The following is a 14,409-nucleotide window of genomic DNA, read 5'->3' as shown; positions in this document are numbered from 1 at the left end:
TAACTAGTAAGGGTTTTTTGTTTTTATTAAACTTTGCTATTTCAATTAGTTAATCTTTTTAGTATCTTCAATCTTTACTTGTGCTTATATTATGAATGAAAATAAAGAACTAGAATTAGCTTGGGATTTTGTGACCAAAACCAATAGAAACATATTTCTAACTGGTAAGGCAGGTACAGGTAAAACGACATTCTTACATAAATTAAAGTTACAAGCTGATAAGCGAATGGTAATTGTTGCTCCCACTGGTGTTGCCGCAATTAACGCAAAAGGGGTTACTATTCATTCTTTTTTTCAAATGCCATTTGGACCTATTCTACCCAATGAGGACTTATCGAATTCTGGATTTAAAAGAAAATTTAATAAAACCAAGATTAATATTATTAAATCTTTAGACCTATTAGTCATAGATGAGATTAGTATGGTTAGGGCTGATTTGCTAGATGGAATAGATAAAACTCTGAGGCGCTACAAGAATAGGAATGAAGTGTTTGGGGGGGTGCAATTATTAATGATTGGTGATTTACAACAACTATCACCAGTAATAAAAGATCATGAATGGAGACTGTTACAACCATTCTATAAAAATGCTTTTTTCTTCAGTAGCCTAGCATATCAAAATTGTAATCCTATTACCATAGAGTTGAAACATATCTATAGACAGGAGAACCCGTTGTTTATTACTATTCTTAATGAAATTAGGAATAACAATTTAACTAAGCTCTCTGCTGATGAATTAAATAAAAGATACTTACCAAATTTTGAACCTAAAGAAGATGAGGGTTATATTTCACTAACTACTCACAACAATAAAGCTAGACAGACTAATTTATTGGAATTAGATAAATTGAAAGGTAAAGTTACGTCTTACAAGGCTATTGTTCAAGGTAATTTTCCTGAACATTCTTTTCCTAATAAGGAAACATTAGACTTAAAGGTTGGTGCTCAAGTGATGTTTATAAAAAATGATAGCTCACCTGAGAAACGCTATTTTAATGGTAAAATAGGTAAAGTCATCTTATTGGATAAAGACGAAGTTGTGGTAAAATGTCCTGATGATGACTTCAATATTAATACTAAGTTAGTGACTTGGGAGAATATAAAATATACTGTTGATGCTGATTCAAAAGCCATAACTGAGGATAAAATAGGAAGCTATTCACAAATTCCGTTACGCTTGGCATGGTCTATTACCATTCATAAATGTCAAGGTCTAACTTTTGAAAAAGCGATCATTGATGCGCAAGGTGCTTTTGCGCATGGACAAACGTACGTGGCACTGAGTCGTTGTAAATCTTTAGAAGGCCTTGTTTTAAAAAGTAAGATTGAGGCTAATCAAATAATAAGCGATTATAATGTTATTGAGTTTAATAAGCAAGCCGAGGAAAACCAACCAAACGATGCTATTTTATTTGAATCTAAGCATAATTTCCAATTAGATCTTATTTCAGAAATTTTTGAATTTTATAAATTTTTATATCCGGCTAATCGCATATTAGATATTTATTACAAAAACAGAGGAAGTATTGAGGGTAATGTAGAGGCTCCATTAATTACAATTAAAGATAGTATTACTAATTTACTTAAAATAAGTAATAGCTTTAAATTACAATTGAAAACTTTAGTCAAGCTTAATGAAGTTCCTGAAACAAGCTCAGTGGCTCAAGAACGTTTTACAAAAGCTTTAGATTATTTTAAAGACCAAACAAAAACGACTGTAGAAAGTTCACTTAAGCTATTAAACTTTACCACAGATAATAAAGCGATTCAAAAGGACATTGATAAGCAATTAGAAAGTTTAGATGAACTATTAGCTGTAAAGTTGTCCTATTTAGAAGGATTTCAGAACGGCTTTAATACTGAAGAGTTTTTGTCATTACGTGCAAAGTCTGTATTCTTGGCTAAAGATAAACCCAAAAAGACACGTAAATCTGTTGTAGATGGTACCACTAATGTAGAATTATTTGAGTTGCTAAGAGAACTAAGAAATACTATTGCTACTAGAGAGGATTTAATCCATTATCAAATTTTTAATCAAAAGTCATTGTATGCCATGTGCGAAACTTTGCCCATGAATAAAAAAGAGTTATTGGATATACACGGTATGGGTAAAACTAGAGTTGAAAAATATGGTAATGAAATATTAAAGGTTATTAAAGATTATTGTGAGGAAAATGATATTGAAATTTCAAAAGATGTTCCAGTTTTTCAAGAATTAGAACCTAGAAAGAAGAAAGGAGATACTAAAAAAATATCGCTAGATTTATTTAAGGCTGGAAAATCAATTGATCAAATTGCGTTAGAACGTGAATTGAATTCGAATACTATTTTTGGACATTTAGCTAGTTTTACGTTATCAGGGGAGGTTAAGGTTACGGAGTTGATGTCTTTAAAGCATTATAGCGAATTAAAGAAAATTATCCCAACTAAAACTTTTGAAACGCTTTCAGATTTAAAACATCAGATTGATGATAAATTTACATTTGGAGAAATAAGATTAGTATTACAAGAATTAGAAAATAAAATGAGTTAGCCGGCAATTAATTACAAATAAAAAGAGACTGTCTTTTCATCAGTCTCTTTGAGTTTTAAATTTAATCCTCTGATAATTTGTGTCAGATGTTTAGGAATAAAAATTACGTTTCGTTTACTAATCTTTAATAATGCTTCTAGAAATAACAATTTTTTGAATCTCAGATGTACCTTCATAAATCTGGGTAATTTTGGCATCACGCATTAAACGTTCTACATGGTATTCTTTTACAAATCCATTTCCACCGTGTATTTGCACAGCTTCAACAGTATGTTCCATAGCTACTTTACTTGCATATAATTTAGCCATTGCACTAGACATATCGTAATTATTACCTTGATCTTTGTCCCAAGCGGCTCTCATTACTAACATCCTAGCCGCTTCTATTTCAGTATGCATATCTGCTAATTTAAACGCTATAGCTTGATGGTTACAAATTTCTGTACCAAAAGCTTTACGTTCTTTAGAATATTTTAAAGCTAACTCATAAGCACCAGCAGCAATTCCTAGAGCTTGAGCTGCAATACCAATACGTCCACCAGAAAGTGTTTTCATTGCAAATCTAAATCCAAAACCGTCTTCACCAATTCTATTTTCTTTAGGAACTTTGACATCATTAAATTGTAAGGTATGCGTATCACTTCCTCTAATTCCTAATTTGTCTTCTTTTGGCCCAATATCAAAACCTGGCATCCCTTTTTCTAATATAAATGCATTAATGCCATGAGAGCCTTTATGCTTATCGGTTTGCGCAATCACTAAATACACTTCAGCACGTCCTCCGTTAGTAATCCAGTTTTTTGTACCATTTAAAATGTAATGATCACCTTTATCTATGGCAGTTGTTTTTTGGGATGTTGCATCACTACCAGCTTCTGGTTCACTTAAGCAGAAAGCACCAATGCATTCGCCAGTAGCTAATTTTGTTAAATATTTTTCTTTTTGAGCTTCATTGCCATAAGCTTCTAATCCATAACAAACCAAAGAATTATTTACAGATACCATAACAGAAGCAGAAGCATCAATTTTAGATAACTCTTCCATAATAAGGACATAAGAAATGGCATCCATACCGCTTCCTCCATATTTAGGATCTACCATAATGCCTAAAAACCCTAATTCTCCCATCTTACGAACTAAGCTTTCTGGGAATGTTTGTGCATTATCACGTTCTATAACACCAGGAAGTAATTCCGTTTGTGCAAAATCTCGTGCAGCATCACGTATCATTAAATGCTCTTCTGTTAAGTTAAAGTCCATAAGTTATAATTTTATTGATTTCTTAAAAATTTGACGCAAAGATAATTTTTATTGCGGTATTTTCAATAAGTAATATTATTTTTACTCTTATGACAAAAATTACTTATAGGGTTATTGGAGTAATGTCCGGAACTTCTTTAGATGGTATAGATCTCATTTATGCTACTTATGAGGTAGACAACACATGGGATTTTAAAATTCATTATGCTGAAACGATTAGGTATTCTATAGAATGGAAAACAGTCTTGAGTGGCTTGGTAAATCAATCTATAGTGCAATTACACACTGTAGATTTAGAGTACTCTGAGCATTTAGCAACTGTGATTGCTGTGTTTGTAGAGAAATATAAAATTAAAGAAATAGATTTTATTGCATCTCATGGACATACGGCTTTACACCAACCAGACGAAGGTATGACCTATCAAATTGGCAATCGGCAGATATTAGCAGATATTTTAAAAGAAAAAGTAATCTGTGATTTTAGAGTTCAGGATGTTGAATTAGGAGGACAAGGTGCGCCGTTAGTGCCAATTGGTGATCGTTTGTTATTTAGTGAATATGAGTATTGCCTTAACTTAGGTGGCTTTGCTAATATTTCCTTCGAATCTAATACTGAAAGAATAGCTTATGATATTTGTCCAGTAAATATTGTACTCAACCATTATGTTTCAAAACTAGGTTTTGATTATGATGATAAAGGTGAATTAGCTTCAACAGGAACCATTAATCAAGATTTATTATTTCAACTCAATACGCTTCAGTACTATAATGAAAACCCTCCAAAATCTTTAGGCTTAGAATGGGTCAACAAAAATGTATTTCCGTTAATTGATAAATTTAAACTTTTAACACCTGACATTTTAAGGACCTATGTAGAGCACATTGCTATTCAAATTTCAAAAGTCTTGCAAAAAGAAGATTCTAAAGTTTTGATAACTGGTGGAGGCGTTTTTAATGATTTTTTAATTTATAAAACGCAATGGTTTTCAAAATCTGAAATAGTAATTCCAGAAAATGAGATTATTGAATTTAAAGAAGCCTTGATTTTTGGATTGCTAGGAGTGCTGAAAGAAAGAAATGAAGTTAATTGCTTAAAAAGCGTGACTGGCGCAAAAAGAAACCATTCCTCAGGAAAAATATTAATTCCTAAAAATTAAATTTAATTAAGCTTTTCACTTAGATTGTTTTTTATATTTGTTACGATAAAAAAAAGCGATTAAAATTGATAAAAGAATTACTTCACAAATACGAAAACAAAGAACCAGAAATCGTATTTCATTGGAATGATGCCGAAACAGAAGCCGAAGGTTGGACCGTGATTAACTCATTAAGAGGTGGCGCAGCAGGTGGTGGAACTAGAATGCGAAAAGGCTTAGATAAAAACGAAGTACTTTCACTTGCTAAAACTATGGAAGTGAAATTCACCGTTTCTGGACCTGCAATTGGTGGAGCAAAATCAGGAATTAACTTCGATCCACAAGATCCTAGAAAAAAAGGCGTTTTGCAACGTTGGTATACTGCGGTATCTCCATTATTAAAAAGTTATTACGGAACTGGTGGTGATTTAAATGTAGACGAAATACATGAAGTCATTCCTATTACTGAACAAAGTGGTGTATGGCATCCGCAAGAAGGTGTTTTTGAAGGTCATTTTAAACCTACAATAGCTGATAAAATCAATAGAATAGGTCAGTTAAGACATGGAGTGATAAAGGTGATTGAAAACCCTAATTATTCTCCTAGTGTTAATAAAAAGTATACCATAGCAGATATGATTACGGGCTATGGTGTGGCAGTCGCAGCAAAACATTTTTACGATATTAAAAACGATTCCATAAAAGGAAAACGGGTTATTGTTCAAGGTTTTGGAAATGTTGGTGCTGCAGCAGCATTTTATTTTGCTCAAATGGGTGCTAAAATTGTTGGAATTATTGATAGAGATGGAGGCTTAATTAATAAAGATGGTTTTTCATTTAAAGACATTAATGATTTATATCTAACAAAAAATGGTAATACACTAATCGCAGAACATCTCATTCCTTTTGATGAAATTAATCAACAAATTTGGTCATTACAAGCAGAGGTTTTTGCACCCTGTGCGGCTTCAAGATTAGTGACTCAAGGGCAAATTGATCAAATGATAAATACAGGTTTAGAAGTTATTACTTGTGGTGCAAACGTTCCTTTTGCCGATAAGGAAATTTTCTTTGGACCTATCATGGAGTATACAGATCAGAAAATTAGTCTAATTCCAGATTTTATTTCAAACTGTGGTATGGCAAGAGTATTTGCTTACTTTATGGAACGTAAAGTACAAATGACTGATGAAGCCATTTTTACAGACACTTCTAATGTGATTAGAAAAGCTTTACAAGAGGTCGATAATAATAACCCAACAAAGACAGGCATTAGTGAAACTGCTTTCGAAATTGCACTGAGACAATTAGTCTAAAAAGACGATTATTAGAATTTAAATATGGAAACAATAATAATACTTGTATTCGTCATTGGTTATTTAGCCATTACTTTAGAACACAATATTAAAATAGACAAATTAATTCCTGCGTTAGTCATGATGGCTATCAGTTGGGCATTAATATCATTAGGCATTGATGACTTTACCCAATGGTTTGATTCGGCAAAGCATCATTTAATGGATAATTTTGGTCTACTTCCGCATGAAGACAAAATGCACTTAATGGAAGAGACCTTACTTCATCATTTAGGTAAAACAGCTGAAATACTAGTATTCTTACTTGGCGCAATGACTATAGTTGAAATCATTGATTATTTTGATGGATTTTCAACAATCAAAGGCTTTATAAAGACAAAAAGTAAACGAAAAATTCTTTGGGTTTTTGGCTTCTTGGCATTCTTTCTTTCAGCTATAATTGATAACCTAACTGCAACTATCGTGTTAATTTCAATCTTACAAAAATTGATTAACGATAGAGATGTTCGTATTTGGTATGCAGGTTTAATTATTATTGCTGCAAATGCAGGTGGTGCTTGGTCTCCAATTGGAGATGTGACAACGACCATGCTTTGGATTGGTAAGAAAGTGACTTCTGGTCATTTGTTTGTGTATTTATTTTTACCATCACTAATATGTATGCTACTGCCTACCTTTATAGCGTCTTTATTACCAGCTTTTAAAGGAAAAATTGAGTCTGAAGAAGATGAAAATGATAAGCCAAGAAGTAAATATAGTTCTACAATGTTATATTTAGGACTTGGAGGTATTGTATCAGTTCCTATATTTAAAACAGTTACACACTTGCCACCTTACGTTGGTATGATGTTGGCATTAGGAGTTGTGGCTATTTTTGCAGAAATATATAGCAACACTAGATTTAGCATGTCGCACCACGATTCAGAAGAAAGTGATGCAAATGCTCACCATAGTCCAGTACATTATTCGTTATCTAAAATAGAATTACCAAGTATTTTATTTTTCTTAGGAATTTTAATGGCAGTGGCTGCTCTAGAATCCTTGGGTATTTTGTTTGGTTTTGCAGGTACACTACAAGATAGTATGCCAATGTTAGGAACGGAATTACATCACGAAGGGGTTTCAGATTTAGTAATATTACTCTTAGGTGCAGGTTCTGCGGTTATCGACAATGTACCACTTGTTGCCGCAAGTTTAGGGATGTTCACTGAGCCAATCGATAATGAGTTGTGGCATTTTATTGCTTATTCTGCAGGTACAGGAGGAAGTATGTTAATCATTGGTTCTGCAGCAGGTGTCGTGGCGATGGGAATGGAGAAAATCGATTTCTTTTGGTATCTTAAAAAAATATCATGGTTAGCATTATTAGGATTTTTAGCAGGAGCAATAGTTTTTATGTTTACCAGAACAATATTTTAGTAAACATACTTTTGTTACAAAACAGACGTTATACAAATAGTTAAAATAATTTCAATTTATAAAATATGATAGCATTAAGTACTATCCAAGATGAAGTAGAGGTTTTAGCTGATGGAGAATCAGTAGAAAAAACGTTGTCTATTATAGAATTAATTACAAGTGGTGGAACATCAGGAATGGTGATTATTATCATTTTGTTCTTACTTTTAATTGTGGCCACATTTATTTATTTCGAGCGTATTTTTGCGATAAAAGCAGCGTCTAAAGTCGATTCAAATTTTATGAATCAAATTAAAGATCATGTAAGCAATGGTAAAATTGATTCTGCTCAAATGCTCTGCGCACAACAAAACTCACCAGTCTCGAGATTAATTGCAAAAGGAATTACTAGAATAGGAAAACCTTTGGAAGATATTAATACAGCCATTGAGAATGCAGGACGATTAGAAGTCTATAATTTGGAAAAGAATGTTAGTGTACTAGCAACCATTTCAGGTGTGGCACCAATGATTGGTTTCTTGGGAACTGTTGTTGGTATGATTATTTCAATTTTTGAATTGGCAAATGCAGGAGGAACCATTCAAATGGATGTTCTGGCAGGTGGTTTATATACGGCTATGACTACAACCGTTGCAGGTTTAATAGTTGGTATTATTGCTTATGTCACGTATAATCATATTGTGGTTAAAACCAACAAAGTTGTTTACCAAATGGAAGCCAATTCTGTTGAATTTTTAGATCACTTAAACGAACCAATCTAATATGAACATTAGAGGACGAAATAAAGTAACACCAGAATTCAATATGGCGTCTATGACGGATATTGTATTCTTGCTGTTAATATTTTTTATGATTGCGTCAACTTTAGTGACTACTAATGCTATTGACATTCTACTGCCCAAAGCAAGTGGTAAGACAGAGAATAAAAAGTCAATAGCTGTAAGTATCAAAAAGGATTTGACCTATTATATTGATCAGAATCGTGTTGGCGAAAGTGTCTTAGAAACACAATTAATAGCTTTAATGGAGTCACAAGAATCTCCTACCATTGTATTGCGAGCAGAGAAATCTGTTCCTGTAGAAAATGTAGTTAAGGTGATGGATATCGCAAACCGAAATAAATTTAAAGTGATTTTGGCTGTACAGCCTAATTAATCGGCATCATTTTTGAAAACTATTATTCTATCCTATAGAATTATTTAAGACAGATGAAATATTTAGAGACCAAACACGAACGTAATTCAGCAAAGATCACAGCACTTATTACTTTGATACTATTGTTGCTATTATTTGTGGTTGGGCCTCAATATATGGATCCGCCAGAAGAATATGGTGTAGCAGTAAATTTTGGAACTACAGATTTTGGTAGTGGAAACAAACCACTAAGTGAACCTAAAAAAGCGGTTGAAGATAAAGTTGTTGAAGAAAGTGCTGTTGAAGAAGTTGTCCCAGAAGAAACCCAAGTGGCACCTGCGGAAGCTGCAACACAAGCTGAAGAGGTGATGACTGAAGACAATGCCGAAGCAATTGCTATTAAAAAGCAAAAAGAAGCAGAGGCAAAGGCGAAAGCAGCAGAAGCGAAAGCCAAAGCTGAAGCGAAAGCCGCAGCAGAAAAAGTGGAACGTGAAAAGCGTGAAGCTGAAGAAAAGAAACGCGCGGAAGAAGCTGAGAAAAAGAAAAAATTAGATGCGCTTATTGGTGGAGTAAAAAACGCAGAAGGTAATACGGATGGAGGAGAAGGGCCAGATAATAAAGCGGGTAATAAAGGGCAATTGGATGGGGATCCTTATGCACCAAGTTATTTTGGAGGTTCAGGTCCTGGAAAAGGGGGCGTTGGCTATGGATTAGGAGGTAGAGGTAAACCGAGTAATAGTATTGTGCTTCCAAACTGCCAAGAAACAGGTTTAGTGGTTGTTGAAGTAAGAGTCAATAGACAAGGTAAAGTTACCAATGCATTTCCTGGGAAGAAAGGAACTACAGGAACGAGTTGTTTATTTGAAGCAGCAAAACAAACAGCATTGACATTTAGATGGCCGGCAAATTCTGATGCTCCAGTCGAGCAAGTTGGTTTTGTAAGTATTAACTTTGATGTAGGTCAATAGAATGAATTATCAAGATACGGTGAATTGGATGTTTCAACAACTTCCAATGTATCAAAATAAAGGCAACTCAGCCTTTAAAAAGGATTTAACGAACACCATTAGTTTAGCGAAGCATTTAAACCATCCGGAAGATCGCTTTAAATCTATTCATGTTGGTGGCACTAATGGTAAAGGATCTACAAGCCATATGCTCGCGTCTATTTTACAAGAAGCAGGTTATAAGGTGGGTTTATATACGTCTCCACATTTAAAAGATTTTAGAGAGCGCATCCGTATTAATGGTAAAGTGATTGATGAGCTATCCGTTATTGGTTTTGTGAAACGCTATAAAACCTTTCTAGAAGCAAATCACTTATCTTTCTTTGAAATGACTGTTGGTATGGCTTTCGATTATTTTGCAAAGCAGAAGGTTGATATTGCTATTATTGAAGTTGGACTAGGAGGGCGCTTAGATTCTACAAACATTATTACACCAGAATTATCTGTAATTACCAATATTGGTTTTGATCATACACAGTTTTTAGGAAATACACTGGTTGAGATTGCTGGCGAAAAAGCAGGCATCATAAAGAACAATATTCCTGTTGTTATCGGAGAAACACATGTTGATACTAAAGCTGTATTTCAGAATAAAGCAAAGGAAGCAGAATCCCCCATTTATTTCGCAGATCAAATTATTGATACTGTTTTAGAAAGTGATTTAAAAGGAGCTTATCAAATTCATAATATTAAAACGGTTTTACAGTCCATACATGTTTTAAGAGAATCTGGATTTAAAATTTCTGAAGAACATTTAAAAATGGGACTTTTACATGTTACTGCTCAAACGGGTTTAAAAGGTCGTTGGCAAGTTTTGGGAACAGAACCTAAGGTTGTTTGTGATACAGCTCATAATAAGGAAGGTTTAGTTTATGTAATGAAACAATTACAAGAAGAAGCATTCAACAAACTTCATATCGTTTTTGGGGTGGTTAATGATAAGGATTTAGACAGCATAATTCCTTTGCTTCCTATTAATGCTACCTATTATTTTTGCAAACCGAATGTGCAACGTGGTCTAGATGCTGAAATTTTAAAAAATAAATTCAAAAAATATCAGTTGCTAGGGCGTACGTATAATAGTGTGGTTGATGCTTTAACTAGCGCAAAATCAAACGCTAAAGTAACAGATTTGATTTATGTTGGGGGTAGTACTTTTGTGGTTGCAGAAATTATTTGATTTTTTTTTAAAAAAAATGTTTTGAGATATTAAAAACTAGAGTATATTTGCAGTCCTAATAAATAGGGCGACTAGCTCAGTTGGTTCAGAGCACTTGGTTTACACCCAAGGGGTCAGGGGTTCGAATCCCTTGTCGCCCACATCAAAAAGAATCCCGGTTTACTTTTGTAAATCGGGATTTTAGCTCCAAATAAGTAACAAGGCAACTGTTTGAGTTGCTTTTTTGGAGGTGAAATTTCTGGTATCGCTTAAGCGATTGGGAATTGTATTTGAAAGAGTGATTTGGTAAAGGGGTATGTAATCCTATTTTAATTTACGATAGGCTCGAAATGTTTTTTTAAACTAAAAATAAGGGTCATTAACTCAGTTGGTTCAGAGTGTCACGTCGACAACGTGGAAGTCACTGGTTCGAATCCAGTATGACCCACATCAAGCAGAAAATCCACACGGAAGTGTGGATTTTTTTTGGATGTAAAACACCCAAATCATAGATTTTAAGGTGTTTTATATCCAAAAAAAATAGAAATCGCTTTGTTGCGAATTAAGATTTTCTATTTGCAGAAGTGGGTTTATTCTGGATCAATGTAAATAATCCAGTATGACCCACATTAAGCAGAAAATCCGCACGTACGTGTGGATTTTTTTTTGTTTAAGAATAATTGAATTCATTTTTTATCATAATGGAAATGAGCAATTAAAAATTTTAAATCAGCTAAAGTGTCATTATGGATTATTTTAAATTGAGATTCGAAAATAGTTGAATTAAAATTATAAAAATTATGAAAGTACAAGCATATTTAGCGTTTCAAGGAAATTGTGAAGAAGCCTTAAAATTTTACAGTGATTTATTTGATGCGGATATTATCAACCGTCAGACTTATGAAGATAAAAAAATAGACGTTCCTGCGTCTTATATAAATAAACTTCAGCATGCTGAGTTAAAAGGAAAGCATATTCATTTTATGGCTTACGATGCTTCACCAGACACACCACTTAATAGTGGTAATCAAATCCATATGAGTGTTGAAGTTTCTGATAATACTGAAGGGAAAAATCTTTTTGAGTCCCTATCAAAAGGTGGGCAAGTACATCATAATTATCTAGAAAGAGAATGGGGCTATTTTGGTCGCTGTACAGATAAGTACGGTATTGGATGGATGGTGAATCATAATCAATAAACACAACTGCTTTTAGAAGTGAAAATATCAAACCGTTTGAATGTATGTTCAAACGGTTTTATTATGGTCTGTCAATAGTCTAAAAATTTAATTTTATGGTAATTTTTTAAAATCTGATAAAACCTATACTAAGCATTAATCTCTTTTCTATACATTTTAATAATATTAAATATAAGGGCACAAAGAATAACCCAAATAAATCCAGCGATGTAACCTCCAACTATATCTGAGGGAAAATGTACTCCAAGGTAAATTCTACTAATGCCTATACTAACTATTAAAAACGAGAAAAGTAGAATAAGTAGGAGTTTTACAATTAAATTAATTTTAAATTGATAAAAGAGATAGATTAAAAAACCATAAAAAGCCATTGCTGTCATGGCGTGTCCACTGGGATAACTTAGGGTTTCAATGGTTACCAAATGTTCTAATTCTGGTCGGGATCTATTTATTAATTTTTTTAGAATACTATTAGAACTCAATGCCAGGCATATCACTACGATAAGTTGTACTGCATATGTCCATTTCTTTAGAATCAAAATAAAAGCCAAGCTACAAAGTGTAAAAACAAATAGATAACCATAAACATCTCCAATATCAGTAATGACTATAAAATACTTTGTAAGTGGTGGGTTTCGTTGTGTAAGTATATAGTCTGTAATAGTGGTATCGAATTGAGCTAAGGTTGTGGTTTTTAAATTTCTTGTTAACTCAATAAAGACATACGTGCTAGCAATAACGATCAGTATAGCAAGAACAGAAATTAAAATATAAGGTAATTGATCATTAGGCTTCTTAAATAATTTAAAGACAAGCTGTTTAAATTTGTGAATGATTAATTTAATTACATTTTGCATGGTTTTGTAAAATTGTATTTGAATCTTTTGTTTAAAAACAAAGCGAAATTTATACCGGAATTAAATATGATTCATAATTCGTTCTAAAGCCATGCCACGAGAGCCTTTAATTAAGACCGTCGAATTGTTGAGGTTAATATTCTTTAAAATAGGTTGTAAGTCTTCAAAACTTGAAAACTTCTGAGTAGAATTGTTTGTAATCGTTTTATAGAAATTCTTGCCAATAATATAAACTCCCTTTCCGAAATTTAATTCAATAAAATTCACAATAGCCTGATGCTCTTTTTCTGCTTCTGTTCCTAATTCAAACATATCACCGAGAAACAGAAATTTGTTTTCAGCACGTAATTGCTTTAGATTTTTAAGCGCAGCCATCATACTTGTAGGGTTGGCGTTATAAGCATCTAGAATAATCTTTGTAGTTCCTTTTTCAATAATCTCGGATCGGTTATTATCGGGCTGATAAGCTTCTATGGCTTTTTTTATATTTGCCGTGGATACTTTAAAGTGTTTGCCAATAGCAACGGCAACGGCTATATTGCTGTAATTGTAATCACCGATAAGCTGACTTTCTATCTTAACGTCATCATGTGATAATGTAACATAAGGTTTTGCGCTTTCAAAAGTAATTGTGTATTCATTATTTAAGCTACTGCCAAATGATACCGTATTGGTGTAGTTGCCAATTTGAATAACTTGCTTTTCATCATCTTCATTTATAAATGCGGTTTTTTTGTGTAGCTTTAAATAATCATATAATTCACTTTTGGCTTTAATGACTCCTTCAACACTACCAAAACCTTCAAGATGTGCTTTGCCAAAATTTGTAATTAAACCATAATCGGGTTGTGCAATACCACATAAAAATTCTATTTCATTTTGGTGGTTAGCTCCCATTTCAACAATGCCGAAATCTAAATCTTCGGAAAATCTTAACAAGGTTAAAGGTACACCAATATGGTTATTTAGGTTTCCAATGGTCGCTCTTACACTGTAAGTGGTGCTTAAAACAGCATTGATTAGTTCTTTTGTTGTGGTCTTTCCATTGCTGCCTGTTAAAGATATAATAGGAATTTTGATCGCATTTCGATGATATGTAGCGAGCTTTTGCAGCGTACTTAATACATCATCAACATATAGGCAATTATCATTTATAACGGCATCAGAATCGTCTACAATACAGAATTTAGCACCTCCTTCAAAAGCTTTTGAGACAAATTTATTACCGTCAAAATTATCCCCTTTAAGCGCAAAATACATACAGTCTTGCTTAAGTTTTCTAGTGTCTGTGGATACGGTTGAACAGCTCTTAAATTTTTGATAGAGATCGTCTATTTTCATGAATGTGAATTTAGTGTGTTTGAGCTGTTACATGCTTTTCTTCGAGAA

At 33.1% G+C, this 14,409-nt stretch carries 12 protein-coding genes and 2 tRNA genes; 11 read left to right on the top strand and 3 right to left on the bottom strand.

Annotated features, from left to right (window positions below; all coding sequences use genetic code 11):
• Nucleotides 1–91: 91 nt before the first annotated feature.
• Nucleotides 92–2,533: a helix-turn-helix domain-containing protein gene (locus tag KO515_RS11380; protein ID WP_215936465.1), complete on the top strand. Its 2,442-nt coding sequence runs from the start codon at nt 92–94 to the stop codon at nt 2,531–2,533.
• 117 nt (nt 2,534–2,650) lie between these two features.
• Here the strand turns inward: KO515_RS11380 and KO515_RS11375 are convergent, their stop codons facing one another.
• Nucleotides 2,651–3,793 carry an acyl-CoA dehydrogenase gene (locus KO515_RS11375; RefSeq protein ID WP_215936464.1) on the bottom strand — a complete coding sequence of 381 codons (1,143 nt, stop codon included), beginning with the start codon at nt 3,791–3,793 and terminating at the stop codon, nt 2,651–2,653.
• Nucleotides 3,794–3,882: 89 nt separating this feature from the next.
• On the opposite strand from KO515_RS11375, the gene KO515_RS11370 reads away from it, so the two are divergent.
• The 10 genes from KO515_RS11370 (at nt 3,883) to KO515_RS11325 (ending at nt 12,163) form a co-directional block, all read left to right on the top strand.
• Nucleotides 3,883–4,950 carry an anhydro-N-acetylmuramic acid kinase gene (locus KO515_RS11370; protein WP_215936463.1) on the top strand — a complete coding sequence of 356 codons (1,068 nt, stop codon included), beginning with the start codon at nt 3,883–3,885 and terminating at the stop codon, nt 4,948–4,950.
• A 68-nt stretch (nt 4,951–5,018) separates the two neighbouring features.
• Nucleotides 5,019–6,245, top strand: coding sequence for a Glu/Leu/Phe/Val dehydrogenase dimerization domain-containing protein (locus KO515_RS11365; RefSeq protein ID WP_215936471.1), 1,227 nt, complete (start codon nt 5,019–5,021; stop codon nt 6,243–6,245).
• Between the two features lie 24 nt (nt 6,246–6,269).
• Nucleotides 6,270–7,664, top strand: a complete 1,395-nt coding sequence (gene nhaD, locus KO515_RS11360) for a sodium:proton antiporter NhaD (RefSeq protein ID WP_215936462.1) — start codon at nt 6,270–6,272, stop codon at nt 7,662–7,664.
• A 65-nt stretch (nt 7,665–7,729) separates the two neighbouring features.
• Complete coding sequence (locus KO515_RS11355; protein ID WP_215936461.1) at nt 7,730–8,425, top strand: MotA/TolQ/ExbB proton channel family protein; 696 nt, start codon at nt 7,730–7,732, stop codon at nt 8,423–8,425.
• 1 nt (nt 8,426) lies between these two features.
• The gene (locus tag KO515_RS11350) at nt 8,427–8,819 is read left to right on the top strand and encodes an ExbD/TolR family protein (RefSeq protein ID WP_215936460.1); all 393 of its coding nucleotides are present in this window, start codon (nt 8,427–8,429) and stop codon (nt 8,817–8,819) included.
• A 53-nt stretch (nt 8,820–8,872) separates the two neighbouring features.
• A complete protein-coding gene (locus tag KO515_RS11345; protein WP_215936459.1) occupies nt 8,873–9,766 on the top strand; it encodes an energy transducer TonB in 894 nt (297 codons plus the stop codon).
• Nucleotide 9,767: 1 nt separating this feature from the next.
• Nucleotides 9,768–10,985 carry a bifunctional folylpolyglutamate synthase/dihydrofolate synthase gene (locus tag KO515_RS11340; RefSeq protein ID WP_215936458.1) on the top strand — a complete coding sequence of 406 codons (1,218 nt, stop codon included), beginning with the start codon at nt 9,768–9,770 and terminating at the stop codon, nt 10,983–10,985.
• A 65-nt stretch (nt 10,986–11,050) separates the two neighbouring features.
• Nucleotides 11,051–11,125 (top strand) — tRNA-Val (locus KO515_RS11335).
• A 212-nt stretch (nt 11,126–11,337) separates the two neighbouring features.
• A tRNA-Val gene (locus tag KO515_RS11330) sits at nt 11,338–11,412 on the top strand.
• 352 nt (nt 11,413–11,764) lie between these two features.
• On the top strand, nt 11,765–12,163 hold the full coding sequence (locus KO515_RS11325) for a VOC family protein (protein ID WP_215936457.1): 399 nt from the start codon (nt 11,765–11,767) through the stop codon (nt 12,161–12,163).
• 128 nt (nt 12,164–12,291) lie between these two features.
• On the opposite strand, the gene KO515_RS11320 is transcribed toward KO515_RS11325, so the two are convergent.
• Nucleotides 12,292–13,020 carry a phosphatase PAP2 family protein gene (locus tag KO515_RS11320; protein ID WP_215936456.1) on the bottom strand — a complete coding sequence of 243 codons (729 nt, stop codon included), beginning with the start codon at nt 13,018–13,020 and terminating at the stop codon, nt 12,292–12,294.
• Between the two features lie 60 nt (nt 13,021–13,080).
• A complete protein-coding gene (locus KO515_RS11315; protein WP_215936455.1) occupies nt 13,081–14,361 on the bottom strand; it encodes a UDP-N-acetylmuramoyl-tripeptide--D-alanyl-D-alanine ligase in 1,281 nt (426 codons plus the stop codon).
• Nucleotides 14,362–14,409: the final 48 nt, after the last annotated feature.

Source organism: Winogradskyella psychrotolerans, from assembly GCF_018860545.1.
Classification (GTDB): Bacteria; Bacteroidota; Bacteroidia; order Flavobacteriales; family Flavobacteriaceae; genus Winogradskyella; species Winogradskyella psychrotolerans_A.
This window is presented reverse-complemented; position numbering and strand designations above follow the sequence as displayed.

Excerpts from the sequence above, each read along its gene's own strand:
- KO515_RS11380 (WP_215936465.1), top strand. The coding sequence starts at position 92 with ATGAATGAAAATAAAGAACTAGAATTAGCTTGGGATTTTGTGACCAAA.
- KO515_RS11375 (WP_215936464.1), bottom strand. The coding sequence starts at position 3,793 with ATGGACTTTAACTTAACAGAAGAGCATTTAATGATACGTGATGCTGCA.
- KO515_RS11370 (WP_215936463.1), top strand. The coding sequence starts at position 3,883 with ATGACAAAAATTACTTATAGGGTTATTGGAGTAATGTCCGGAACTTCT.
- nhaD (WP_215936462.1), top strand. The coding sequence starts at position 6,270 with ATGGAAACAATAATAATACTTGTATTCGTCATTGGTTATTTAGCCATT.
- KO515_RS11355 (WP_215936461.1), top strand. The coding sequence starts at position 7,730 with ATGATAGCATTAAGTACTATCCAAGATGAAGTAGAGGTTTTAGCTGAT.
- KO515_RS11350 (WP_215936460.1), top strand. The coding sequence starts at position 8,427 with ATGAACATTAGAGGACGAAATAAAGTAACACCAGAATTCAATATGGCG.
- KO515_RS11345 (WP_215936459.1), top strand. The coding sequence starts at position 8,873 with ATGAAATATTTAGAGACCAAACACGAACGTAATTCAGCAAAGATCACA.
- KO515_RS11340 (WP_215936458.1), top strand. The coding sequence starts at position 9,768 with ATGAATTATCAAGATACGGTGAATTGGATGTTTCAACAACTTCCAATG.
- KO515_RS11325 (WP_215936457.1), top strand. The coding sequence starts at position 11,765 with ATGAAAGTACAAGCATATTTAGCGTTTCAAGGAAATTGTGAAGAAGCC.
- KO515_RS11320 (WP_215936456.1), bottom strand. The coding sequence starts at position 13,020 with ATGCAAAATGTAATTAAATTAATCATTCACAAATTTAAACAGCTTGTC.
- KO515_RS11315 (WP_215936455.1), bottom strand. The coding sequence starts at position 14,361 with ATGAAAATAGACGATCTCTATCAAAAATTTAAGAGCTGTTCAACCGTA.